Annotated in this window: 30 protein-coding genes; 4 read left to right on the top strand and 26 right to left on the bottom strand. The window is 62.9% G+C overall.

Annotation, left to right across the window (positions count from 1 at the left end; translation table 11 throughout):
* Window positions 1-68 precede the first annotated feature (68 nt).
* Window positions 69-2459, top strand: coding sequence for a penicillin-binding protein 1A (locus ACPTTC_RS01740; RefSeq protein WP_423391364.1), 2391 nt, complete (start codon window positions 69-71; stop codon window positions 2457-2459).
* 91 nt (window positions 2460-2550) lie between these two features.
* Here ACPTTC_RS01740 and cyaY read toward each other — a convergent pair whose 3' ends face one another.
* Window positions 2551-2880, bottom strand: a complete 330-nt coding sequence (gene cyaY / locus ACPTTC_RS01735) for an iron donor protein CyaY (protein WP_039366759.1) — start codon at window positions 2878-2880, stop codon at window positions 2551-2553.
* 36 nt (window positions 2881-2916) lie between these two features.
* Here cyaY and lptM point away from each other — a divergent pair, with 36 nt between their 5' ends.
* Window positions 2917-3195 carry an LPS translocon maturation chaperone LptM gene (gene lptM / locus ACPTTC_RS01730; protein ID WP_175957905.1) on the top strand — a complete coding sequence of 93 codons (279 nt, stop codon included), beginning with the start codon at window positions 2917-2919 and terminating at the stop codon, window positions 3193-3195.
* Between the two features lie 78 nt (window positions 3196-3273).
* Here lptM and msrQ read toward each other — a convergent pair whose 3' ends face one another.
* From msrQ to ACPTTC_RS01705, 5 genes are all read right to left on the bottom strand, one after another.
* Window positions 3274-3963, bottom strand: a complete 690-nt coding sequence (msrQ, locus tag ACPTTC_RS01725) for a protein-methionine-sulfoxide reductase heme-binding subunit MsrQ (protein WP_423391363.1) — start codon at window positions 3961-3963, stop codon at window positions 3274-3276.
* Between the two features lie 20 nt (window positions 3964-3983).
* Window positions 3984-4979, bottom strand: a complete 996-nt coding sequence (gene msrP, locus ACPTTC_RS01720) for a protein-methionine-sulfoxide reductase catalytic subunit MsrP (protein WP_423391362.1) — start codon at window positions 4977-4979, stop codon at window positions 3984-3986.
* Between the two features lie 158 nt (window positions 4980-5137).
* On the bottom strand, window positions 5138-6328 hold the full coding sequence (gene ccsB / locus ACPTTC_RS01715) for a c-type cytochrome biogenesis protein CcsB (RefSeq protein WP_423391361.1): 1191 nt from the start codon (window positions 6326-6328) through the stop codon (window positions 5138-5140).
* Between the two features lie 4 nt (window positions 6329-6332).
* Window positions 6333-8549, bottom strand: coding sequence for a cytochrome c biogenesis protein ResB (locus tag ACPTTC_RS01710; RefSeq protein ID WP_423391360.1), 2217 nt, complete (start codon window positions 8547-8549; stop codon window positions 6333-6335).
* A 231-nt stretch (window positions 8550-8780) separates the two neighbouring features.
* Window positions 8781-9434, bottom strand: coding sequence for a c-type cytochrome (locus ACPTTC_RS01705; RefSeq protein ID WP_423393304.1), 654 nt, complete (start codon window positions 9432-9434; stop codon window positions 8781-8783).
* Window positions 9435-9648: 214 nt separating this feature from the next.
* Between ACPTTC_RS01705 and yihA the strand changes: the two genes are divergently transcribed.
* Complete coding sequence (gene yihA / locus ACPTTC_RS01700) at window positions 9649-10308, top strand: ribosome biogenesis GTP-binding protein YihA/YsxC (RefSeq protein WP_021161737.1); 660 nt, start codon at window positions 9649-9651, stop codon at window positions 10306-10308.
* 252 nt (window positions 10309-10560) lie between these two features.
* A complete protein-coding gene (hemB, locus tag ACPTTC_RS01695; RefSeq protein ID WP_089424302.1) occupies window positions 10561-11559 on the top strand; it encodes a porphobilinogen synthase in 999 nt (332 codons plus the stop codon).
* Between the two features lie 151 nt (window positions 11560-11710).
* On the opposite strand, the gene dsbD is transcribed toward hemB, so the two are convergent.
* The 20 genes from dsbD to rplN form a co-directional block, all read right to left on the bottom strand.
* Entirely contained in the window at window positions 11711-13558 is a 1848-nt protein-coding gene (gene dsbD / locus ACPTTC_RS01690; protein WP_423391359.1) for a protein-disulfide reductase DsbD, read from the bottom strand.
* A complete protein-coding gene (gene cutA, locus ACPTTC_RS01685; RefSeq protein WP_011350680.1) occupies window positions 13551-13877 on the bottom strand; it encodes a divalent-cation tolerance protein CutA in 327 nt (108 codons plus the stop codon). The genes dsbD and cutA overlap by 8 nt, the downstream gene beginning before the upstream one ends.
* A gap of 202 nt (window positions 13878-14079) precedes the next feature.
* The gene (rplQ, locus tag ACPTTC_RS01680; RefSeq protein WP_006477175.1) at window positions 14080-14475 is read right to left on the bottom strand and encodes a 50S ribosomal protein L17; all 396 of its coding nucleotides are present in this window, start codon (window positions 14473-14475) and stop codon (window positions 14080-14082) included.
* A gap of 137 nt (window positions 14476-14612) precedes the next feature.
* Window positions 14613-15590 carry a DNA-directed RNA polymerase subunit alpha gene (locus tag ACPTTC_RS01675; RefSeq protein WP_006477176.1) on the bottom strand — a complete coding sequence of 326 codons (978 nt, stop codon included), beginning with the start codon at window positions 15588-15590 and terminating at the stop codon, window positions 14613-14615.
* A 124-nt stretch (window positions 15591-15714) separates the two neighbouring features.
* On the bottom strand, window positions 15715-16338 hold the full coding sequence (rpsD, locus tag ACPTTC_RS01670) for a 30S ribosomal protein S4 (RefSeq protein ID WP_006477177.1): 624 nt from the start codon (window positions 16336-16338) through the stop codon (window positions 15715-15717).
* Between the two features lie 154 nt (window positions 16339-16492).
* Window positions 16493-16894 carry a 30S ribosomal protein S11 gene (gene rpsK, locus ACPTTC_RS01665; RefSeq protein ID WP_004197937.1) on the bottom strand — a complete coding sequence of 134 codons (402 nt, stop codon included), beginning with the start codon at window positions 16892-16894 and terminating at the stop codon, window positions 16493-16495.
* A gap of 28 nt (window positions 16895-16922) precedes the next feature.
* Window positions 16923-17288, bottom strand: coding sequence for a 30S ribosomal protein S13 (gene rpsM / locus ACPTTC_RS01660; RefSeq protein WP_006400641.1), 366 nt, complete (start codon window positions 17286-17288; stop codon window positions 16923-16925).
* A gap of 38 nt (window positions 17289-17326) precedes the next feature.
* Window positions 17327-17443, bottom strand: coding sequence for a 50S ribosomal protein L36 (rpmJ, locus tag ACPTTC_RS01655; RefSeq protein WP_004199844.1), 117 nt, complete (start codon window positions 17441-17443; stop codon window positions 17327-17329).
* Between the two features lie 20 nt (window positions 17444-17463).
* Window positions 17464-17682, bottom strand: coding sequence for a translation initiation factor IF-1 (gene infA / locus ACPTTC_RS01650; protein ID WP_004521905.1), 219 nt, complete (start codon window positions 17680-17682; stop codon window positions 17464-17466).
* An 8-nt stretch (window positions 17683-17690) separates the two neighbouring features.
* On the bottom strand, window positions 17691-19040 hold the full coding sequence (secY, locus tag ACPTTC_RS01645) for a preprotein translocase subunit SecY (RefSeq protein ID WP_072443819.1): 1350 nt from the start codon (window positions 19038-19040) through the stop codon (window positions 17691-17693).
* A gap of 42 nt (window positions 19041-19082) precedes the next feature.
* Entirely contained in the window at window positions 19083-19517 is a 435-nt protein-coding gene (gene rplO / locus ACPTTC_RS01640; RefSeq protein ID WP_006482880.1) for a 50S ribosomal protein L15, read from the bottom strand.
* Window positions 19518-19543: 26 nt separating this feature from the next.
* On the bottom strand, window positions 19544-19726 hold the full coding sequence (rpmD, locus tag ACPTTC_RS01635) for a 50S ribosomal protein L30 (RefSeq protein ID WP_006400644.1): 183 nt from the start codon (window positions 19724-19726) through the stop codon (window positions 19544-19546).
* Window positions 19727-19741: 15 nt separating this feature from the next.
* Window positions 19742-20260, bottom strand: coding sequence for a 30S ribosomal protein S5 (rpsE, locus tag ACPTTC_RS01630; RefSeq protein ID WP_006482895.1), 519 nt, complete (start codon window positions 20258-20260; stop codon window positions 19742-19744).
* Between the two features lie 14 nt (window positions 20261-20274).
* Entirely contained in the window at window positions 20275-20640 is a 366-nt protein-coding gene (rplR, locus tag ACPTTC_RS01625) for a 50S ribosomal protein L18 (RefSeq protein WP_006477183.1), read from the bottom strand.
* Window positions 20641-20652: 12 nt separating this feature from the next.
* Window positions 20653-21183 (bottom strand): 50S ribosomal protein L6, encoded by a 531-nt coding sequence (rplF, locus tag ACPTTC_RS01620; protein ID WP_006758786.1) that lies wholly within the window; start codon window positions 21181-21183, stop codon window positions 20653-20655.
* Window positions 21184-21201: 18 nt separating this feature from the next.
* Window positions 21202-21597, bottom strand: coding sequence for a 30S ribosomal protein S8 (gene rpsH, locus ACPTTC_RS01615; protein WP_006477185.1), 396 nt, complete (start codon window positions 21595-21597; stop codon window positions 21202-21204).
* A gap of 14 nt (window positions 21598-21611) precedes the next feature.
* Window positions 21612-21917 (bottom strand): 30S ribosomal protein S14, encoded by a 306-nt coding sequence (gene rpsN / locus ACPTTC_RS01610; RefSeq protein WP_011350676.1) that lies wholly within the window; start codon window positions 21915-21917, stop codon window positions 21612-21614.
* 7 nt (window positions 21918-21924) lie between these two features.
* Window positions 21925-22464, bottom strand: coding sequence for a 50S ribosomal protein L5 (gene rplE, locus ACPTTC_RS01605; protein WP_006482882.1), 540 nt, complete (start codon window positions 22462-22464; stop codon window positions 21925-21927).
* Between the two features lie 16 nt (window positions 22465-22480).
* Window positions 22481-22789, bottom strand: coding sequence for a 50S ribosomal protein L24 (gene rplX / locus ACPTTC_RS01600; protein WP_006477187.1), 309 nt, complete (start codon window positions 22787-22789; stop codon window positions 22481-22483).
* Between the two features lie 9 nt (window positions 22790-22798).
* On the bottom strand, window positions 22799-23167 hold the full coding sequence (rplN, locus tag ACPTTC_RS01595) for a 50S ribosomal protein L14 (RefSeq protein ID WP_006482918.1): 369 nt from the start codon (window positions 23165-23167) through the stop codon (window positions 22799-22801).
* Between the last annotated feature and the right edge of the window lie 267 nt (window positions 23168-23434).

The raw sequence follows: 23434 nt of genomic DNA, 5'->3' as shown, positions 1-23434 counted from the left end.
GCGGCGGGCGGCCCCCGCGTCAGGACCGGTCTTACCGGGCGGCTATAATCGCGGGACTGTTTTCCGGTATGCCTATGCAATCCACGACTCCTACGTCCCCGCCTCCTGCCCCGGAGCCGAAGAAGCGTCCCTGGTGGCAAAAAGTCCTGCTCGGATTCGCCACGATGTGCGTGGCGCTCGTCGTGGCCGGCGGCCTCGTGCTCGGCTACGCGCTCGTCGTTGCGTGGCCGAACATGCCGTCGCTCGACGCGCTGACCGACTATCGGCCGAAGGTGCCGCTGCGCATCTATACGTCCGATCACGTCCTGATCGGCGAATTCGGTGAAGAACGCCGCGACGTCGTCCATTTCAAGGACGTGCCCGACTCGCTGAAGAAAGCGATCCTGGCGATCGAAGACGCGCGCTTCTACGATCACGGCGGTGTGGACCTCACCGGCATCGTCCGCGCCGGCTTCGTCGCGCTGACGAACGGCCATGCATCGCAGGGGGCGAGCACGATCACGATGCAGGTCGCGCGCAACTTCTTCCTGTCGAGCGAGAAGACCTACACGCGCAAGATCTACGAAATGCTGCTCGCGTACCGGATCGAGCGTGCGCTGACGAAGGATCAGATTCTCGAGGTCTACATGAATCAGATCTATCTCGGCCAGCGCGCGTACGGCTTCGCGAGCGCCGCGCGGGTCTACTTCGGCAAGGACCTGAAGGACGTCACGCTCGCCGAAGCGGCGATGCTCGCGGGGCTGCCGAAGGCGCCGTCCGCGTACAACCCGGTCGTGAACCCGAAGCGCGCGAAGGTACGCCAGGAATACATCCTGCAACGGATGCTCGAGCTGAACTTCATCTCGCGCGAGCAGTACGACGAGGCCGTCGCACAGCCGCTCGTCGTCAAGGGCCCGGGCCGCGATTTCAGCGTGCACGCAGAGTACGTCGCGGAAATGGTCCGGCAAATGATGTACGCGCAGTACCGTGAGGAAACCTACACACGCGGCTTCAACGTCGTCACGACGATCGACTCCGCGGACCAGCAGGTCGCGTACACCGCGCTGCGCAAGGGCATCATGGATTACGAACGCCGGCACGGCTATCGGGGGCCGGAAGGCTTCATCGAGCTGCCGGCCGGTGCCGACGACCGCGAACAGGCGATCGACGATGCGCTGCTGGAACACCCCGACAACGGTGAGCTGATTGCCGCGGTCGTCACGGCCGCCAGTCCGCGCCAGATCACGGTTGCGTTCATCGACGGCAGCAATGCGACGATCGAAGGCGACAACCTGCGCTTCGCGTCGGGCGCGCTGTCGGCCAACGCGCAGCCGAATCGTCGCATCCGCCCGGGTGCGATCGTCCGCGTCGTCAAGAACGACACCGGCACATGGTCGATCACGCAGTTGCCGCAGGTCGAGGGGGCGTTCCTGTCGATCGTCCCGCAGGACGGCGCGATCCGCTCGCTCGTCGGCGGCTTCGACTACAACAAGAACAAGTTCAACCACGTCACGCAGGCATGGCGGCAGCCGGGTTCGTCGTTCAAGCCGTTCATCTATTCGGCGTCGCTCGACAAGGGCCTCGGGCCGGCAACCGTGATCAACGACGGCCCGCTGTATTTCAGCGCGGCCGAAACGGGCGGCCAGCCGTGGGAACCGAAGAACTACGGTGGCGGCTTCGAAGGCCCGATGTCGATGCGTACCGCGCTGCAGCGCTCGCGCAACCTCGTGTCGATCCGGATCCTGAACCACATCGGCACGAAGTACGCGCAGCAGTACATCACGCGCTTCGGCTTCGACGCCGAACGTCATCCGGCCTACCTGCCGATGGCACTCGGCGCGGGCCAGGTCACGCCGTTGCAGATGGCGGGAGCGTACTCCGTCTTCGCGAACGGCGGCTACCGCGTCAATCCATACCTGATCGCCGAAGTCACCGATCCGAACGGCGCGATCGTCGTGCGCGCGCAGCCGCTCGTCGCCGAGCAGAATGCGCCGCGCGCGATCGACGCGCGCAACGCATATGTGATGAACAGCCTGCTGCAAAGCGTCGCGCAGCGCGGCACGGGCGCCCGGACCAACGTGCTGAAGCGCACCGACCTCGCGGGCAAGACCGGCACGACGAACGACTCGCACGATGCGTGGTTCGCCGGCTACCAGCACACGCTCGCCGCGATCGCGTGGATCGGCTACGACAATCCGCGCAGCCTCGGCGATCGCGAAACGGGTGGCGGCCTGTCGCTACCGGTCTGGATCGACTACATGGGCGCCGCGCTGAAGGGCGTGCCCGAGTTCAAGCCGGCGGTGCCTGACGGCGTCGAGTCGCTTGGCGGCGAGTTGTACTTCACCGAGTTCACGCCCGGTCACGGCTTCGTGTCGACGGTTGGCGTGCCGCAGGCACCGGCCGCGCAGAACGTCGACGCCACCGTGCCGCACGTCGACGAGCAGGAAAAGCAGGACATCATGAACCTGTTCGCGCACTGACCGCCGGCCCGGACATGAAAAAAGCGCCCTGCGGGGCGCTTTTTCTTTGGTACGACGCATCGGGGCACGGCCCCGGCTTCGAGCTGAGCTGTTACGGCGCGCTGAACGTAATCGGCAGGCCGGCCTGCTGCGTCGCGTATTCGGTGAGGGCCGAGAAAAACTCGGTGCCCGTGCGTGTATCGCGCCATTCGCCGTCGATGAAACGGTAGTGGAAACCGCCCGCCTTCGCGGCAATCCACACTTCCTTCATCGGCGGCTGCAGGTTGACGATGATCTTCGAGCCATTCTCGAACGTCAGCGTCAGGACGCTGCCGTTGCGCTCCAGATCGATGTCGTGATCGCCGTCGTTGGCGTCGTCGACGGTACGCTCGACGGCCGCCAGCACGGCCTCGGCACGGGTCAGGTATTCGGTATCGGACATGCTAAACTCTATCGGTTCAATTGTTCAGGGACGATCATGCGAGTCGTTTTCCGGATGAGCGCGATTGTAGCGGCTTTGGCGATTCTTGCCGGCTGCGGTCAAAGCGGCGCGCTCTATCTGCCCACCGTGCCTCCGATGCCCAAGCCACTCCAGCAGCAGGACACGCCGCCGTCGGACGTGAAGCCGACCGATGAAAACGCGTCGTCCGACAGTGTGCCCGATTCGTCCGGCACGCCGCTCACGCTGTCACCCGAATTGTCGAGCGGGGCATCGACCCTGCCCGCACCGGCGTCGAGCCCGGCCGTCGCGAAGTAACGACGCGCCGCCTGCACGGCCCACGAAACAAGGCGATGACTTCCCGGTCATCGCCTTTTGTTCTTTCAGGCTGCGCCATCATGCGCGCACGCGCCGCCATCCCCATGCAATGAGCCGCCAGCCGAGCAGCGCGGCCACGATTGCCGCATAAAGCCTCGGCTGCGCGAGATTGTGCTTGCCGGCCCTCATCCACCAGAAGTGCAGCAGGCCGAACAGCACGATCGCATAGATCGCGCTGTGCAACGTCGCCCAGTGGCGGCCGAGCCGGCGCGCCATGGCACGCGGCGAGGTTGCCGCGAGCGGAATCAGCAGCACGAATGCGGCGAACCCGACCGTGATGAACGGGCGCTTGCCGACGTCCTTCAGGATCGCGACGACGTCAAACCACTTGTCGAACCACAGGTAGGTCGTGAAATGCAGCGTCGCGTAAAAGAACGCGAACAGCCCGATCATCCGGCGAAAGCGCAGCAGCGCAGTGAACCCCGTCATGCGCCGAAGCGGCGTGACGGCGAGCGTGACGCAAAGCATCACAAGCGTCCAGAGGCCCGTCGAGCGCGTGATGAACTCGATCGGATTCGCGCCGAGCCGGTCGGTCAGCCCGAACAGCACGAGACGCGCGAGCGGATAAAGGCCGGCCGCGAAAACCAGCACCTTGGCCGGTGCGAGCCAGCCCGGCGCGGCGGCGGGACGGACGGCGCCGCGCCGTGCGGCACGTGCTGCCGGGCCCGCGCCGGCGGTGGGCACCTGGGTCAGCGTCGAAGGGGGCATGTCGTTTCTCATTGCCGCCCTCAAAAATTCTTCTTCAGGTCCATGCCCTGATACATCGACGCGACCAGGTCGCCGTAGCCATTGAACATCAGCGTCTTGCGCTTCGGCGTGAAAAAGCCGTCCTCGCCGATGCGCCGCTCGGTTGCCTGGCTCCAGCGCGGATGATCGACGTTCGGGTTCACGTTCGAATAAAAGCCGTATTCGTTCGACGCATACGTGTTCCAGCTCGTCTTCGGCTGCTTGTCGACGAAGCGGATCTTCACGAGCGACTTCGCGCTCTTGAAGCCGTACTTCCACGGCACGACGATCCGCACCGGCGCGCCGTTCTGGTTCGGCAGCACCTCCCCGTAGACGCCCATCGTCAGCAGCGTCAGCGGATTCATCGCTTCGTCCATCCGCAGCCCTTCCGAGTACGGCCAGTCGAGCACGGGCGTCGAGAGGCCGGGCATCTGCGACGGATCGGCCAGCGTGATGAACTGCACGTACTTCGCGTTACCGGTCGGCTGCACGCGCTTGATCAGCTCGGACAGCGGCACGCCGATCCACGGGATCACCATCGACCATCCTTCGACGCAGCGCAGCCGGTACACGCGCTCCTCGAGCGGCGCGAGCTTCAGCAGTTCGTCGAGATCGAACACCTTCGGATGCAGTACCTCGCCCTCGACGCTCACGCGCCACGGGCGAGGCCTCAGCGTACCGGCGTTCTGCGCAGGGTCACGCTTGTCGGTGCCGAATTCGTAGAAGTTGTTGTAGGAGGTAATGTCCTTGAACGGGGTCACCGTGTCGGTCACGACGAACTTCGGATTCGTCTTCGCCGCGAGCTTCGCGGCCCGCGCGTCGGGCGACGTATAGGCGGCAAGCGCCGCGCCGCTGCCGCCGAGCAGCCCGCCCGCCGCCGCAAGGCCGGCCGCCTGCAATACGCGCCGCCGGTTCTCGAACACCGCGCGCGGCGTGATTTCTCCGGGCGCAATATCGCCGCCGGTCAGTACGTTCCGCAAAGGGCGTTTGATCCACATCGTGCTGCTCCTCCTGCATGCGCCGCGCGCAGCTTCATGAGCGTTCGACCGGCCCCGTCTTGCGCCGTTCGACGCCCGGATCGCCCGCCCGTTACAAAAGAAAACCGCCGGGCACGCAGTGCGCCGGCGGTCTCATAGTCGGACGAACAGCGGAAATCTTACAGCTTGCCGTAGCTGTGCAGCCCGGACAGGAACATGTTGACGCCGAGGAACGCGAAGGTCGTCACGAGCAGGCCCGTGAGCGCCCACCATGCGGCCACCGTGCCGCGCAGGCCCTTCATCAGGCGCATGTGCAGCCACGCCGCGTAATTGAGCCACACGATCAGCGCCCAGGTTTCCTTCGGGTCCCAGCTCCAGTAGCCGCCCCATGCTTCGGCGGCCCACAGCGCGCCGAGGATCGTCGCGATCGTGAAGAACGCGAAACCGACCGCGATCGACTTGTACATCACGTCGTCGAGCACTTCGAGCGTCGGCAGGCGATCGGCGAGCACGCCGCGTTCCTTCATCAGGTACGCGACCGACACCATCGCCGACAGCGCGAAGCTGCCGTAGCCGATGAAGTTCGCAGGCACGTGGATCTTCATCCACCAGCTCTGCAGCGCCGGCACGAGCGGCTGGATCTGCTGCGCATCGCGCGCGACCGAGTACCACATCAGGAAGCCGACGGCCGCACTGATCACCAGCAGCACGAACGCGCCGAGCGCGCGCGTGCCGTAATGGCCTTCGTAATAGAGATAGAGCAGCGCGGTGATCAGGCTGAACAGCACGAACACTTCATACAGGTTCGACACCGGAATGTGCCCGACGTCCGCCCCGATCAGGTAGGACTCGTACCAGCGCACCATCAGGCCGGTGAAGCCCATCAGCACGGCGACCCACGTGAGCTTCTGGCCGATCGCGGCGCCCGACTCCGAGCGCGCGAGCAAGCCGATCCAGTAGAAGGTCGTCGCGAGCACGAACAGCGCGCTCATCCACAGGATCGCGGACTGGCTCGACAGGAAGTACTTGAGGAAGAACGCCGAATCGGCGCGCGCCAGATCGCCCTGGTAGATCTGGATCGACAGCAGCGCCAGCACGGCGATCGACGCCATCATCAGCCGCGCGGGCTTCCAGCGCCAGCCAAGTGTGATGAGCGCCGGCACGGTGCCGATCATCACCGCCTTGTCGTAGTAATCCATGTGCGCGTTGTAGTGCACGAGCGCATAGCCCGCGCCCACCACGAGCGCCAGTGCGAACAGCCAGTCGAGCAACGACAGGCGCGCGAGGAACGGACGGTCGTCGAACAGCGGCGCCGTCACCGGAGCCTGGGCCGACGCCCGATGGGAAGAGGAAACTTGCGTGAGATCCATGATGTTACCGGGTGGAATTCTCGGAATCGGAACCGCCGCCGGCCGGCGGGCGGGCCGTCGATGCCGCACCGGCCGGCGCGGCGTCGCGAGGTGCGGCGTGCAAGGCGGCACCGGCCGCGTCGCGCGTCTGCACGAATTCTTTCTCGAAATCGAAGGTCTTGCGGGCCGTGGACATTGCCATCACCACATCGACGCCCGAGCCGGCGTCCTTCAGCCAGAACCAGAGGCGCCGCTCGCGCACGTAGAACATCGAGAAGATGCCGGCGACCAGCAGCAGGCTGCCAAGATACACCAGATTCTTGCCGGGTGCGCGCGTCAACTGAAATACCGAAGCTTGCACCTGCTTGAATGAGTCAAGCTGCAAATAGACCGGCGATCCATACAAAAAGCTGTCGGATAGCGCATTGATCGCGTTCTGCACGAAGCGGATCGTGTCAGCGCCCTGCTGCGCGGCCGGCTCGCCCGTACGCTCGCGCGCGATCTGCCAGACCTCCCACATCGAGCCTTCGAGCATGCGCAGCAGCAGGCTCGCTGCCTTCTCCTGCTCTGCCTTGGGCACCGAGCGGTCGATGAACGTCGCCACGGCCTGGAAGCCGCCGATCGGTTGGCCGTCGGCGCCACGGCCGACGCTGTCGTCGCTCGCCGCAAAAAGGGTCAGCACCTTCAGTGCGCTGTCCTGCAGGCGGCTGCGCAGCGATGCGTCCGTGCCCGGCAGCGAACGCTGCGCGAAGCGCGCGGCGGCTTCGGCGCGCACGGACGGATCCTCGAGCGCGGCGCGCAGGCGCATCCATTCGCCGATCGAATCCTGGCTGTCGGCCGGAATCCGCATGTAGCGGAACGGGTCGTTCGGGCTCGCACGCACGCCGGCGAGGAACACGCGCTCGCCGTTCATGTCGACGGGCAGCATGTAGTTGTTGAATTCGCGCGCCTGGCCGTCCTTGCCGCGGATCTTGTATTGCACGGACGGGCCGATGTTGTGGAGCTGCGTCGGCTTCGACGTTTTCGCGCCGGAGCCGAGGCGTTCGTCGAACACTTCCTTCAGCGAGCTCGTCGTCGCGACACCGCGCACGTCCGGCTTGCCGTTCGCGTCAGCCATGTTCTCGACGTTGATCGCCCGGAAATCGGAGAACTCGATCGTGTCGCCGTCGTTGCCCGGCATCTGCAGCGGCGCCGAACTGCCAATCGTCCCCTTCACGGGGAAGGTCTTCGCGTTGCCGCCCGTCATCGGATAGGCCGTCATCTGCATCTGCGAGCCGCCGTCCTGGAAGCTCGACTGGTAGATCGACACGCCCTTGTACGTGAACGGCTTGTTGACCTCGACGCGCGCCGGGATCTTCCGGCCGGTCTCGCGATCGATCACGACGATGTCGCTCGCGAACAGCTTCGGCATGCCCGTCGTGTAGTAGTCGACGATGAACTTGTTGAGCTGGATCGAGAACGGCAGATCCTGGATCAGCGAGCCGCTCGGCTGGTTCAGGATCGCGGTCGACACGAATTGGCCCTCGGGCACCCACGCGTAGCCGCGGAACGTCGGGTTCGACGCGGACAGGCGATGGTCGGGCGAGATCTCGCTAATCGTCGCGCTCGTGTTGACCGGGCTCTTGCCGAACATCCACATCTGGAATTTGATCGGCAGGTTGCTGTCGAGCAGGCCGCCGATACAGATCACGACGATCGCCAGGTGCGCGGAGATGTAGCCCCACTTGGTCATCGCACCGCGCTTCGCGGAGATCAGCGTCGCGCCGTCGTTCTCGCGCACGATGTGCTTGTAGCCGGCCTTGGTGACGAACGTGGCGAGCGTCGCCGCGACGCTCGCGCGGGTGCCGGAAGCGGTGTATTCGGCCTTGTGGTGGAACGCGCGCAGGCTGCCTTCGCGAACCTTGTCCTTCCAGCTCTTCGCATCGGCGAGCATCTTCGGCGCGTTGCGGATCACGCACAGCGAGATCGACACGACGAGGAAGATCAGGATCAGCATGAACCACCACGCGCTGTACACGCTGTACAGGCCGAGCGAGCGGAAGATGTCCGCCCAGAACGGCCCGAACTGGTTCACGTAGTTCGGATACGGGTCATCCTGGGTCAGGACCGTGCCGATGATGCTCGCAATCGACAGCACCACCAGCAGTGCAATCGCGAAGCGCATCGAGCTCAGCAGCTCAACCGCACGCTTCGACACACCCTGACCCGACTTCGACTGCAACCCCGACGTGGTAACGCTCATTCAAACTCCGACTAAGGGGAAACAGCCCCCAACGCTCTCTATGTTCGCTTTGGGGGGCGCAGCCCCCCATTTCCAGCATGCCTCGTCGTCCAGGCTCGGCTTGGCTCGGCCCGGCGAGTGCTGACAACAAAAAAGGGCAAGGCGACCGCAACAGTGCGGCGCCCCACCCTTTTCTTGTTCTGACTCCGGCCGCCCTTCGGGCGCCCGGTCATTCCATTCGCGGCTGACCGCTCAACGCAGGCCCGCGATGTAATCCGCGACGGCCTTGATCTCGTTGTCCGACAGCCGCGATGCGATCTGATGCATCGCCTCGTTGTTGTTGCGCGCGCCGGCACCCTGCTGGAACGCGGTCAACTGCGCGACCGTGTAATCGGCCCATTGCCCCGACAGGCGCGGGTACTGGACCGGAATCCCCTGCCCTGTCGGCCCGTGGCAGCTCGCGCAGGCGGGTACGCCCTTCTCCGCGATGCCGCCGCGATAGATCTTCTGGCCGATCGGCACGGTTGCCGCATCGCGTGCGGTGCCGAGCTTCGTCGTCTGCGACCCGTAGTACGCGGCGACGTTACGCATGTCGTCCGCGCTCAGCGCGCTCGCGAATCCGACCATGACCGCGTTGGACCGCGCCGGCCCCTTCGCGCCCGGCTGCGTCTTGAAGTCGTTCAACTGCTTGACCAGATATTCGGGATGCTGGCCGGCAAGCTTCGGGAAACTGCCCGACGCGCTATTGCCGTCGGCGCCGTGACACGACGCACAAACCTGCCCGGCAATTGCCTTGCCACGGTCGAGATCCGGCTTTGCCGCATCCGCCGCGTTTGCCTCCGCTACGAAACCTACGAACCCTGCTGCAACCTGAAGCACCATCAGAGACTTGCACAGTCGATTCATTCGCACACCCTGTTTCGTCTTGTGGGAATTTGAGGTTCTGCAAAAAACGACGGCGTTCAGTCTACCGCAGAAGCTACATAAAAGCGCGAGGCAGGCGCCCGGTAGCCTTCGGTAAAACCGCCGTATTGTACAATATCGTGTTGAAAGCTCCCGCGCCTATCGGGGCTACCCCGCCTCCACCAAGCGGCTCGCGCCGCCCGTCCTTCCGGTTCCCATGGCCTTTCTGCTCCATCAAGCCCGCTTCTACACGACCGTCAACCATCTGCGCGACCTGCCGCCGACGGTCCAGCCGGAAATCGCGTTCGCGGGCCGCTCGAATGCCGGCAAGTCGACGGCGATCAACGTGCTGTGCAACCAGAAGCGGCTCGCCTTCGCGTCGAAGACGCCCGGCCGCACGCAGCATATCAACTACTTCTCCGTCGGCCCGGCCGCCGAGCCCGTCGCGAATCTCGTCGACCTGCCCGGCTACGGCTATGCGGAGGTGCCCGGTGCCGCCAAGGCGCACTGGGAAATGCTGCTGTCGTCCTACCTTGCGACCCGCTCGCAGCTTTGCGGCCTGATCCTGATGATGGATTCGCGCCGTCCGTTGACCGACCTCGATCGCCGCATGATCGAGTGGTTCGTGCCGACCGGCAAGCCGATCCACACGCTGCTGACGAAGTGCGACAAATTGACACGCCAGGAAAGCATCAACGCGCTGCGGACCACGCAAAAGGGGCTCGATGCGTATCGCGACCAGGGTGTCCAGGGCAAGCTGACGGTTCAGCTGTTCTCGGCAATGAAGCGCACGGGGCTCGACGAGGCGCACGAGCTGATCGAGAGCTGGGTGCGGCCGTCCGCCGCCGACGAAAAAAGCGAGCCTGTAGCACAATGATCGGGCAACGCGCGGCCGGGATCGGCGGCGCGTACCTGACGGCGCCTGCGGTTTCGGCCGGCTCATAAAAAAACCCGCCGTTGAACGGCGGGTCAAACAGCCTAATCGAAAAACGACAGGCACCCGCTCAGGGAGGAGAAGCGGGGAGCTGCACGCGACGCGTGCCGCTCGATCGCTATCATATACCAACGCTCCCGAAAATGACCTAAGGGTTCCGTAAGGTCTTACTGCCCTGATTTCTACCCAATCGCCATGAGCTTCCATCCGCTTCATCGTCCGCGCCGGATGCGCCGCGACGACTTCTCCCGCCGCCTGATGCGCGAAAACCGCCTGACCACCGACGACCTGATCTATCCGGTGTTCGTCGTCGAAGGCACCAACGAACGGCAGCCGGTGCCGTCGATGCCCGGCGTCGAACGCGTGTCCGTGGATCTGCTGATGCAGGTCGCCGAGCAGTGCGTCGAACTCGGCGTGCCCGTGCTGTCGCTGTTCCCGGCCATCGAGCCGTCGGTGAAAACACCCGACGGCCGCGAGGCGGCCAATCCGGAAGGCCTGATCCCGCGCGCGGTGCGCGAGCTGAAGAAGCGCTTTCCCGAACTCGGCGTGCTGACCGACGTCGCACTCGATCCGTACACGAGCCACGGCCAGGACGGCGTGCTCGACGAGAACGGCTACGTGATCAACGACGACACGATCGAGATCCTGATCGACCAGGCGCGCGCGCAGGCGGAAGCCGGCGTCGATATCGTCGCGCCGTCGGACATGATGGACGGCCGCATCGGCGCGATCCGCGAAATGCTGGAAAGCGACGGCCATATCCACACGCGAATCATGGCCTATTCGGCCAAGTTCGCGTCGGCGTTCTACGGCCCGTTCCGCGACGCGGTCGGCTCGGCCTCCAACCTGGGCAAGGGCAACAAGATGACCTACCAGATGGATCCGGCGAACAGCGACGAAGCGCTGCGAGAAGTGCGCCTGGACATCGACGAAGGCGCCGACATGGTGATGGTCAAGCCCGGCATGCCCTACCTCGACATCGTGCGCCGCGTGAAGGACGAGTTCCGCTTCCCGACCTACGTGTACCAGGTCAGCGGCGAATACGCGATGCTGAAGGCCGCCGCGATGAATGGCTGGCTCGACCACGACAAGGTCGTGCTGGAATCGCTGCTCGCGTTCAAGCGGGCGGGCGCCGACGGCGTGCTCACGTACTTCGCACTCGACGCGGCGCGTCTGTTGAAAGCGCAACGCTGATTGCCCGCCGGCAGGCGGAAAGAAAAACGGCGGGACACTTCGGTGTCCCGCCGTTTTTTTCCTTCGATCGGGGCCGCCTGCCCTTGTCGATCGTCAGCTCATGCCACGCAAGCACACCGGTTCGCCACCGCGACACGCACCCTACGCAGGGTCATACCGTCGGGACCGCAGCTCGGTCGAGGCTGCGCAGGAACGTCTCAGCGGCCTGATAGCCAACCACGCGCCCGATCTCGTTGCCGTTGCGATCGAAGAAGATGATGCCCGGCGGCCCGAACAGGTTGAAACGCTTCAGCAGCGCCTGGTCGTCCGGGTTGTTCGCGGTGACGTCCGCGCGCACGAGGTGAAGCTGCGCGAGCCGCGCCTGCACGCGCGCGTCGGTAAACGTCAGATGCTCCATCTCCTTGCAGCTCACGCACCAGTCGGCATAGAAGTCGAGCATCACGGGCTGGCTCGACGTCTTCAACAGCGCGTCGAGTTCGCCACTCGAGCGCACCGATGCGAATGCAGGGCCATCCTGCGCGGCAGCCGCACCTGCCGCCGCAGCGCCGCCCGACGCAACCGTGCGTGCCGCCAGCACCGCCAGCGGCTTCACCGGATCGGTCGACCCCGCAGCCAGGCCGACGAGCAGCGTGGCCGCCCAGATCGCGAGCGCGGCGCCCAAGCCACGGCCGAGGCGACGCCAGATGGACGTGGCGCCGGCATTCGGCGTAAACAGCCCGAGCGCAGCCGCCGCGATCAGCAGCCACAACGCAGCGAGCACCATCTTCAGGCCACCGGCAAGCACCGGCCACACGATCCACAACGCGGCAGCGAGCAGCACGATGCCGAAAAACACCTTCACGCCATCCATCCATGCACCGGCGCGCGGCAGCACCGTCCCGGCGCCGACGCCGACGACCAGCAGTGGCACGCCCAGCCCCAACCCCATCGCGAACAGCGCGGCGCCGCCGAGCAGTGCATTGCCCGTGTGCGCGATGAAGGCGAGCACCGCGAACAACGGCGCCGTCATGCATGCGCCGACGACCAGCGCGGACAGCGCACCCATCGCAGCGACCGCAACGAAATGGCCGCCCTGGCGCGCGCTCGATGCCTCGGCCGCGCCGTTCTGCCAGCGCGCGGGCAGCGCGATGTCCTTGCCTGAAATCAGCGAGACGGCGAACGCTGTCAGCAGCACGCCGAACGCGCCGAGCACCCATGGGTTCTGTAGCCACGCACCAAGGCTCTGGCCGACCAGCGCCGCGGCGATGCCGAGCACCGTGTAGACCAGCGCCATGCCGACCACATAGGTCAGCGACAGTGCGAAGCCGCGGGCATGCGTCGCGCGCGTCCCTTGGCCGATGATGATCGCCGACACGATCGGGATCATCGGGTACGAACACGGCAGGAGGCTCAGCACGACGCCTGCGACGAAGTACAGTGCGACGATCGTGAAGAAACCATGCCCTTCAAGCAGCGACTGTGCGAAATCGGCGCTCGTGACCTTGTCGAACCAGCTGCCCGCGGCAGCCGTATCGCCGGACGACGAGGCGGCGCCCAGCGCGGCGCCATCGACCTTCACGACGTGCTCGGCCGGCGGATAGCAGATGCCTTCGTCCGCGCACCCCTGCGACGTCACCGCGAGCTCGAACGGGCCCGACGCCTGCTTGACGGGCACGTGCACGACGACTTCGTCACGGTAGGTCTCGACGTTTTTCTGGAACGTCTGGTCGAACTTCACGTGGCCGGCCGGGAATTGCGGATCGCCGAGCGTCGCCTGGCCGTTCTTCACCGCGAACGCAAACCGCTCGCGGTACAGGTAATAGCCGTTGGCAACCTTGAAGCGGACGTCCACCTGTCCCGGCGATTCGCTCGCACTGAACTTGAACGCAACCGACGGATCGAGGAAATCGTCGGCCGCGCGCGCGAACGACATGCCGCCCAGCACGAGCATGAACGACAACAGGACTGCGAGGAACCGCAGCGCGCGCACGCGCACGGGAAGCGTCATACCGTTAAACATGAAATAGACGTTGAGTTTCGCTCGTCACCCACTGACCGTACGCGGCCGATGCCGTCGTCTGCCACGAGACGATTTCGGGCGTCTCGTAAGGATGATGCGCGAGAATAAATCGCTCCAGTTCGAGCGCCCGCACGGGGCTCGTCTTGAACAGCAACTGGATCTCGTCGGCCGTTTCGACCTTGCCCTGCCAGTGATAGCGCGACTTGATCGCACCGAGCTCCGACACGCACGCGGCAAGCCGCGCATCGAGCGCACCGTCTGAGAGCACCTTGGCGGTCTCGGCATCAGGCACCGTCGTCAGCATCAGCACCACTATCATCCGCGCCCTCCTGGCTGGTCTATCGGCTCCTGCCGACGCGGATTGCCCACCTGGGGAGCGCGCCGGCTGCCCCGTATCGTAGCGCAGCCCGCGCAACGCTGCCGGCACCGCCCTGCGACAATCGATCGCAGCCGGCGCCGGAAAAACAAAAAGGGCCAAGCAATTGCTCGGCCCCTTTCAGATGCTGCTGCGTACCGGAAGCTTACTCAGCTTCTTGCACGTTTTCCGTTTCGTCGACTTCCGGACGATCGAGCAGCTCGACCAGTGCCATCGGTGCGTTGTCGCCCACGCGGAAGCCGAACTTCAGCACGCGCAGGTAGCCGCCCGGACGGTTCGCGAAACGCGGACCGAGTACGTCGAACAGCTTCGCCACCGAGTCACGATCGCGCAGGCGGTTAAACGCCAGGCGACGGTTTGCCAGCGACGGCTTCTTGCCGAGCGTGATCAGCGGCTCGACGACTTTACGGAGTTCCTTCGCCTTCGGCAGCGTCGTCTTGATGACTTCGTGCTCGATCAGCGAGTTGGACATGTTACGGAGCATAGCCAGACGGTGGCTGCTCGTGCGGTTCAGTTTCCGCAAACCATGACGATGGCGCATTTCAGTTTCCTTGATTCAAAGTTTTGATCCAGCTCTTCTATCGCACCTCGAAGGGTGCACGGGCCGGTAACGAAAAAAGCAAGATGCGGATTTTAAAGGAAAATCCGCATCTTTGCCAACTACAGCAACAACCGGGCTTACTTGTCGAGACCAGCCGGCGGCCAGTTCTCGAGCTTCATGCCCAGCGTGAGACCGCGCGAAGCGAGCACTTCCTTGATCTCGTTGAGCGACTTGCGACCGAGGTTCGGCGTCTTCAGCAGCTCGTTTTCCGTGCGCTGGATCAGGTCGCCGATGTAGTAGATGTTCTCGGCCTTCAGGCAGTTCGCCGAACGAACCGTCAGCTCGAGATCGTCCACCGGACGCAGCAGGATCGGATCGATCTGCGGTGCACGCGACGGCGCTTCGGCTGCCGTTTCCGTGCCTTCCAGCGCCGCGAACACGGACAGCTGGTCGACCAGGATGCGGGCCGATTGACGGATCGCTTCTTCCGGCGTGATCACGCCGCTCGTCTCGATGTTCATCACGAGCTTGTCGAGGTCGGTACGCTGCTCGACCCGTGCGCTTTCGACAGCGTAGCTCACGCGGCGAACCGGCGAGAACGATGCGTCGAGGACGATGCGGCCGATGATCTTGGCCGTGTCTTCGCCGTAGCGACGGACGTTGCCGGGCACGTAGCCGCGACCCTTTTCGATCTTGATCTGAACGTCGAGCTTGCCGCCCTTCGACAGGTGCGCAATCACGTGATTCGGGTTGATGACTTCGCAGTCGTGAGCCAGCTCGATATCGCCGGCCGTGACAACGCCTTCACCTTCCTTGCGCAGCGTAACCGTCACTTCGTCGCGGTTATGCAGCTTGAACACCACGCCCTTCAGGTTCAGCAGCAGGTTGACGACGTCTTCCTGCACGCCATCCAGCGTCGAGTACTCGTGCACCACGCCCGCGATCGTCACTTCGGTCGGCGCGTAGCCAACCATCGACGACAGCAGCACGCGGCGAAGCGCATTGCCCAAGGTGTGGCCGTAACCGCGTTCGAACGGTTCCATGACCACCCTCGCGTGGTTCTCGCCAAGCGATTCCACGGCGATGATCTTGGGTTTCAGCAAACTGGTTTGCATGGGCTTTCCTCTTCAATACCCTCGGCTCGTTACACCGATAAGGCTGACCGGTAACAACCAGAAAATAAACAGCCGAGGCCCCTCCTTGCGCAACGCAATCGGGGTACCTCGGCCGTCAATCGGATTAACGCGAATACAATTCGACGATCAGGCTTTCGTTGATGTCGCCTGCGATTTCAGCGCGTTCCGGCATTTGCTTGAACGTGCCTTCAAACTTCTTCGCATCGACTGCAACCCAGCTCGGCATGCCGCCTTGCTCGGCCAGCGACAGCGCTTCGACGATACGCGCCTGCTTCTTCGCCTTTTCGCGGATCGCGACGACGTCACCTGCCTTCACTTGCTGCGACGGGACGTTCGCGACGACGCCGTTCACGGTGATCGACTTGTGGCTCACCAGCTGACGCGCTTCCGCGCGGGTCGAGCCGAAGCCCATGCGATACACGACGTTGTCGAGGCGCGACTCGAGCAGTTGCAGCAGGTTTTCACCCGTGTTGCCCTTGCGGCGGTCGGCTTCAGCGAAGTAGCGGCGGAACTGACGCTCCAGCACGCCGTAGATACGCTTGACCTTCTGCTTTTCGCGCAGCTGCGTACCGTAGTCGGACGTACGTGCGCCCGAGGTACGGCCGTGCTGACCCGGCTTGCTGTCGAGCTTGCACTTGTCGGCGAGCGAGCGGCGTGCGCTCTTCAGGAACAGGTCGGTGCCTTCACGGCGGGACAGCTTGGCTTTGGGGCCGATATAACGTGCCACTTTGCATTCCTTTATCAATCAGTCACGCGGATCGAAATCCGCGCTAGTCCGCTCCCTTTGGGGCGAACGGTGGGCTTAGTCAATCAAAAAAGCAACGCCCGTCGACGCTGAGCGGCGACAGGCAATGTGCTAGCACGAACGTGCCAGCACATCTTTAGATACGACGACGCTTCGGCGGACGGCAGCCGTTGTGCGGAATCGGGGTGACGTCCGAAATCGCGGTGATCTTGATGCCGAGGCCGTGCAGTGCGCGCACTGCCGACTCACGACCCGGGCCCGGGCCCTTGATCCGCACTTCCAGATTCTTCACGCCGTATTCCATCGCGACGCGACCAGCCGACTCGGCTGCGACCTGGGCAGCGAACGGCGTCGATTTGCGCGAGCCCTTGAAGCCCTGACCGCCCGACGTCGCCCATGCCAGAGCGTTGCCTTGGCGATCGGTGATCGTGATGATCGTATTGTTGAACGACGCGTGAACGTGAACCACGCCTTCAGCGACGTTCTTCTTAACCTTCTTGCGAACGCGTTGCGCCGCGGTGTTCGAAGCCTTAGCCATTACGTTTTCCTGTAACTGTCAGTTCCGCTTACTTCTTCAGCGCTTGCGCTGCACGACGCGGACCCTTGCGAGTACGTGCGTTCGTACGCGTACGCTGACCGCGCATCGGCAGGCCCTTGCGATGACGAACACCACGGTAGCAACCGAGGTCCATCAGGCGCTTGATGTTCATCGTCACTTCACGGCGCAGATCGCCTTCGACGACAAACTTGCCCACTTCTTCACGCAGCTTTTCCAAGTCTGCGTCGGTCAAGTCCTTGACCTTCTTCGAAAAATCGACGCCAGCTGCCACGCAGATGCTGCGCGAACGGGTGCGGCCGATACCAAAGATAGCCGTCAGGCCGATCTCGGTATGCTGGTGATTCGGGATGTTAACCCCTGCGATACGAGCCATTGTTTTTCCTCAAACAAAAAGCGCAAACAAACGCGCGGTCAGCCTTGGCGCTGCTTGTGGCGCGGATCCGAGCTGCAGATCACGCGAACGACGCCTTTGCGCTTGATGATCTTGCAATTGCGGCAAATGCGCTTAACCGATGCCATCACTTTCATGATAATACCCTTTTTTCAAATCACTTCGCCCGGAACACGATCCGCGCACGAGACAGATCGTAAGGCGTCAATTCAACCGTCACCTTGTCGCCCGGGAGAATGCGGATGTAGTGCATCCGCATCTTTCCGGAGATATGCCCCAACACGACATGGCCGTTTTCCAGCTTCACACGGAAGGTCGCATTCGGGAGGTTTTCGATCACCTCACCTTGCATCTGGATTACATCGTCTTTGGCCATAGTCCTTATTAACGCGTTGGGATGTTGCCGCCCTTGAAGTTAGCCTTCTTGAGCAGCGACTCATACTGTTGCGACATAACGTACGACTGCACCTGCGCCATAAAGTCCATCGTGACGACGACAATGATCAGCAGCGACGTTCCACCAAAATAAAACGGCACGTTCCAGCGCAGCACCAGAAACTCCGGCAGCAGACACACGAAGACGATGTAGATCGCACCAGCCAGCGTCAGACGCGTGAGGATGCGGTCGATATATCGTGCGGTCTGATCGCCCGGACGGATACCCGGAACGAACGCGCCGCTCTTCTTCAGGTTATCTGCGGTCTCCCTGCTGTTGAACACCAGTGCGGTGTAAAAGAAGCAGAAAAACACGATCGCCAGCGTGTACAGCAGCACATAGACCGGCTGGCCCGGCTTCAGCGCTTCCGCAACGTTATGCAACGTATTGGAAATCCAGCTTCCCGTCGGCTGACCGGTACTGAACCAGCCGAGAATCGTTGCCGGGAACAGAATGATCGACGATGCGAAGATCGGCGGAATCACACCCGACATGTTCAGCTTCAGCGGCAGATGCGACGACTGCCCACCGTAGATCTTGTTACCGACCTGGCGCTTCGCGTAGTTCACGAGGATCTTGCGCTGACCGCGTTCGATGAACACGACCAGGTAAGTCACCGCGGCAATCAGAACGACGATGATGATCGCCGAAATGATGCTCATCGAACCCGTACGCACCAGCTCGAACAACCCACCGACGGCATTCGGGAACCCTGCTGCGATCCCGCCGAAGATGATGATCGAGATACCGTTGCCCAGACCACGCTCGGTAATCTGCTCGCCGAGCCACATCAGGAACATCGTGCCGGTAACCAGCGTCACGACCGTCGTCAGACGGAACAGCATGCCGGGATCGGTGACGAGGCCCGGCTGGTTTTCCAGCGCAGCCGCGATACCGAACGCCTGGAAGGTCGCGAGCACCACGGTGAAATACCGCGTGTACTGCGTGATCTTCCGTTGCCCTGCCTGCCCTTCCTTCTTCAGCGCCTCGAGCTGCGGCGATACGATCGCCAGCAACTGCATGATGATCGACGCCGAGATGTACGGCATGATCCCCAGCGCAAAGATCGTGAAGCGGGAAAGCGCGCCACCCGAGAACATGTTGAACATGCCCAGGATGCCGCCCGCCTGGCTCTGGAACAGCTTAGCCAGTTGATCCGGATCGATGCCCGGCACGGGGATGTGCGCGCCGATGCGATAGACGATCAGCGCCAGGAGCAAGAACATTGCTCGCCGGCGCAGATCGCCGAATTTCGCCGTGCTTCGACCGGGTTTTGCAAGACTCGGGCTGTTAGCCAAGTACCTTCTCCGATGAATGCAAGTGACGACGCGCTACGCGTGTCACTCGGCGAACGAACCGCCAGCCGCTTCGATCGCAGCGCGCGCACCCTTGGTGGCACCGAGACCCTTCACGACGATCTTGCGCTTCAGTTCGCCCGTCGCGATGATCTTTGCGCTCTTCGTCAGCTCGCCGACCAGGCCGGCTTGCTTCAGTGCGAGCAGATCGATCTCATCGACCGGCAGCTTCTCGAGGTCGCCCAGGCGCACTTCACCGACGAATTCCTTCGTCAGCGACGTGAAGCCGCGCTTCGGCAGACGACGTTGCAGCGGCATCTGACCGCCTTCGAAACCGACTTTGTGGAAGCCGCCCGAACGCGATTTCTGACCCTTGTGACCACGGCCAGCCGTCTTGCCGAGGCCCGAACCGATGCCACGGCCGACGCGACGCTTGGCGTGCTTGGCGCCAGCTGCCGGCTTCAGGTTATTCAATTCCATATCAACTCCTTGATCCGTAGGGCCGCTTACGCGATGACCTTAACGAGGTACGAGACCTTGTTGATCATGCCGCGGACCGCCGGCGTGTCCTGAAGCTCGCTGACCGAGTTGAGTCGGCGCAGGCCCAGGCCACGCACGGTCGCGCGGTGCGATTCGCGGGTCCCGATCAGGCTCTTAACGAGCTGAACCTTGACAGTTTTTTCAGACATGGTGACCACCCGGGCTTAGCCCAAAATTTCTTCGACGGACTTGCCGCGCTTCGCCGCGATGTCTGCCGGGGTGGACTGCTTGCGCAGACCGTCCAGCGTGGCGCGAACGAGGTTGTACGGGTTCGTCGAACCGTGGCTCTTCGCCACAACGTTCTGAACGCCCATCACGTCGAACACTGCGCGCATCGGGCCGCCGGCGATCACGCCCGTACCTGCCTTCGCCGGAGCGAGGAGGACGGCGGACGCGCCGTGCTTGCCGTGCACTTCGTGCTGCAGCGTGCCGTTCTTGAGCGGCACCTTGAACATGTTGCGGCGAGCTTGTTCCATTGCCTTCTGGACAGCGACCGGCACTTCCTTCGCCTTGCCCTTGCCCATACCGATGCGGCCATCGCCGTCGCCAACCACGGTCAGTGCGGCGAAGCCGAGAATACGGCCACCCTTCACGACCTTGGTCACGCGGTTGACCGAAATCATCTTTTCACGAAGGCCGTCGTCGCGCTCGTCAGCCTGAACTTTCGCTTGCATCTTTGCCATGACGAATTCCTTCCTTAGAACTTGAGCCCAGCTTCGCGAGCTGCCTCAGCCAGCGCTTTCACGCGGCCGTGGTAGCGGAAGCCCGAGCGGTCGAAGGCGACGGATTCGATGCCGGCGGCCTTGGCCTTCTCGGCAATACGCTTGCCGATCAGCGTCGCGGCGTTAACGTTGCCACCCTTGCCCGACTTGTCGGCGAGCTCGGCACGCACTTCTGCCTCGAGCGTCGACGCGCTGGCGAGCACCTTGGTGCCGCACGGCGAGAACACTTGAGCGTAGATGTGCGTGTTCGTGCGATGCACGGCGAGACGCGCGACCTGCAGCTCAGCGATCTTGATACGCGTCTGGCGAGCGCGGCGCAGGCGAGATTGAGTCTTATCCATGATTGCGCACCCTTACTTCTTCTTCGTTTCTTTGAGGATCACAACCTCGTCGGAATAACGCACGCCCTTGCCCTTATAGGGCTCCGGCGGACGGTAACCGCGCACTTCCGCAGCTACTTGACCGACTTGTTGCTTGTTGATCCCCTTGATCACGATTTCGGTTTGCGTCGGGGTTTCGGCCTTGACGCCTTCCGGCATCTGGTGCACCACCGGGTGCGAGAAACCCAGCGACAGGTTCAGCTTGTCGCCTTGCGCTTGCGCACGGTAACCGACGCCAACCAGCGTCAGCTTGCGCTCGAAACCCTTGGTCACGCCGTGCACGGCATTCGCGATGATCGCGCGCATCGTGCCCGACAGTGCATTTGCTTCGCGGCTTTCGTCGACCGGCGACAGATTCAGCGTGCCGTCGTTGTTCGCCACGTTCACGAGCGGATTGATCGCTTGCGTGATGGTGCCCAGCGGGCCCTTGACGGTGATTGCACCGTCGGCCAGCTTGACTTCCGCGCCTTGCAGCGCGATCGGGCTCTTACCTACTCGAGACATGTTTCTCTCTCCTCGGCTTTAAGCGACGTAGCAGATGACTTCGCCGCCGACGCCGGTAGCGCGCGCCTTGCGGTCGGTCATCACGCCCTTCGGCGTCGACACGATTGCCACACCGAGGCCGTTCATGACCTGCGGAATGTCGTTACGGCCACGGTACACGCGCAGACCAGGCTTCGACACGCGCTCGAGGCGTTCGATGACCGGGCGGCCCGCGTAGTACTTCAGCGCGATATTCAGTTCGGACTTCGCACCTTCCGCCTTGACAGCGAAATCGTCGATGTAACCTTCGTCCTTCAGGACTTGCGCGATTGCAACCTTGACCTTCGACGAGGGCATCGCAACCGATACCTTCTCGACCATCTGCGCGTTGCGGATGCGAGTCAGCATATCGGCGATAGGATCACTCATGCTCATTTACGTTTCTCCTATTACCAGCTCGCCTTGGTCAGGCCAGGAATCTCGCCACGGAATGCGATTTCACGAATCTTGTTACGCGCGAGGCCGAATTTACGGAACGTGCCACGCGGACGGCCCGTGATCGCGCAGCGGTTACGCTGGCGGGTCGGGTTTGCGTTGCGGGGCAGTTGCTGCAGCTCAAGGCGTGCTTCGTAGCGCTCTTCTTCCGACTTGCTTTGGTCTTCGACGATCGCCTTCAGCGCATCGCGCTTTGCTGCGAACTTCGCGACCAGGCGGGCGCGCTTCTTTTCACGTTCGATCAGTGCCAGTTTAGCCACGGTAACCTCAGTTTCTGAACGGGAACTTGAAGCTGGCGAGCAGAGCCTTTGCTTCGTCGTCGGTCTTCGCAGTCGTCGTGATGCTGATGTTCAGCCCACGCAGTGCGTCGATCTTGTCGTAGTCGATTTCGGGGAAAATGATCTGCTCTTTCACACCGATGTTGTAGTTGCCACGGCCATCGAAAGCACGACCCGACACGCCGCGGAAGTCACGCACGCGGGGCAGGGCAACCGTCACGAAACGGTCGAGGAATTCGTACATGGCACGGCCACGCAGCGTCACCATCGCGCCGATCGGGTAACCCTGGCGGATCTTGAAGCCTGCGATTGCCTTGCGTGCCTTCGTCACGACCGGCTTCTGACCAGCGATCTTCGTGAGGTCGCCAACGGCGTTCTCGATGATCTTCTTGTCAGCGATCGCTTCGCCAAGACCCATGTTCAGCGTGATCTTGGTGATGCGCGGCACTTCCATGACCGACTTGTAACCGAACTTCTCGATCAGGCCGGGCACAACCTTTTCTTTGTAAAACTCTTGAAAACGAGCCATTTTTTACTCCGCTGCGTCAGGCGCTCAGTACGGCACCGGTCGTCTTCAGGAAGCGAACCTTCTTGCCTTCCTCGACCTTGATGCCAACACGCGACGCCTTGCCATTCGCGTCGACCAGTGCGACGTTCGAAATATGCAGGGGCATCGTCTTCGCTTCCACGCCACCCGTCGTACCCTTCATCGGGTTCGGCTTCACATGCTTCTTGACGAGGTTGATACCTTCAACCGTCACATGCTCTGCACCGACAGCCAGCACGACGCCGCGCTTGCCCTTGTCCTTACCAGTGACGACGATGACTTCGTCACCTTTGCGAATCTTGTTCATCGCGACTCCTTACAGCACTTCCGGCGCCAGCGAAACGATCTTCATGAATCGTTCGCTACGCAGCTCACGCGTGACCGGCCCGAAGATACGGGTGCCGATCGGCTCGAGCTTGTTATTCAAAAGCACAGCGGCGTTGCCGTCGAACTTGATCAGCGAGCCGTCTTGACGGCGCACGCCCTTGGCGGTGCGGACCACCACGGCGTTGTAAATTTCGCCTTTCTTCACGCGCCCGCGCGGCGTTGCCTCTTTGACGCTCACCTTGATGATGTCGCCAATGCCGGCATAACGACGCTTCGAGCCGCCGAGCACCTTGATGCACAGGACTTCACGTGCACCCGTGTTGTCGGCTACTTCGAGCCGAGATTCGGTCTGGATCATGGTTTGTCTTTCCCAACTTAATCCGGATGCACCACCATGATGCATTCGGTCAGTCTTGGTCCCGTCAGCCAATCGGCTGCTTGGGTTGGAACAGCAGCGACGGCAAACGAAACCCGCCATCGCAATTCGGTGAATCTTTCGGACAGGCAGGCGCCAGTCCGCTTCCCCCACCAACTTCGCCCGCGACGGGGCTCCCATAAAGAGGGAAGACCAGGATTATAACAAATAATCCTGGTCACGCAAGCAAATACTTTGCGATTTCAAGCA

Source organism: Burkholderia mycopellens (genome assembly GCF_964265025.1).
GTDB lineage: Bacteria > Pseudomonadota > Gammaproteobacteria > Burkholderiales > Burkholderiaceae > Burkholderia.
Note: the sequence above shows the minus strand (reverse complement) of the source record. Positions and strands in the feature narration are given on the sequence as shown.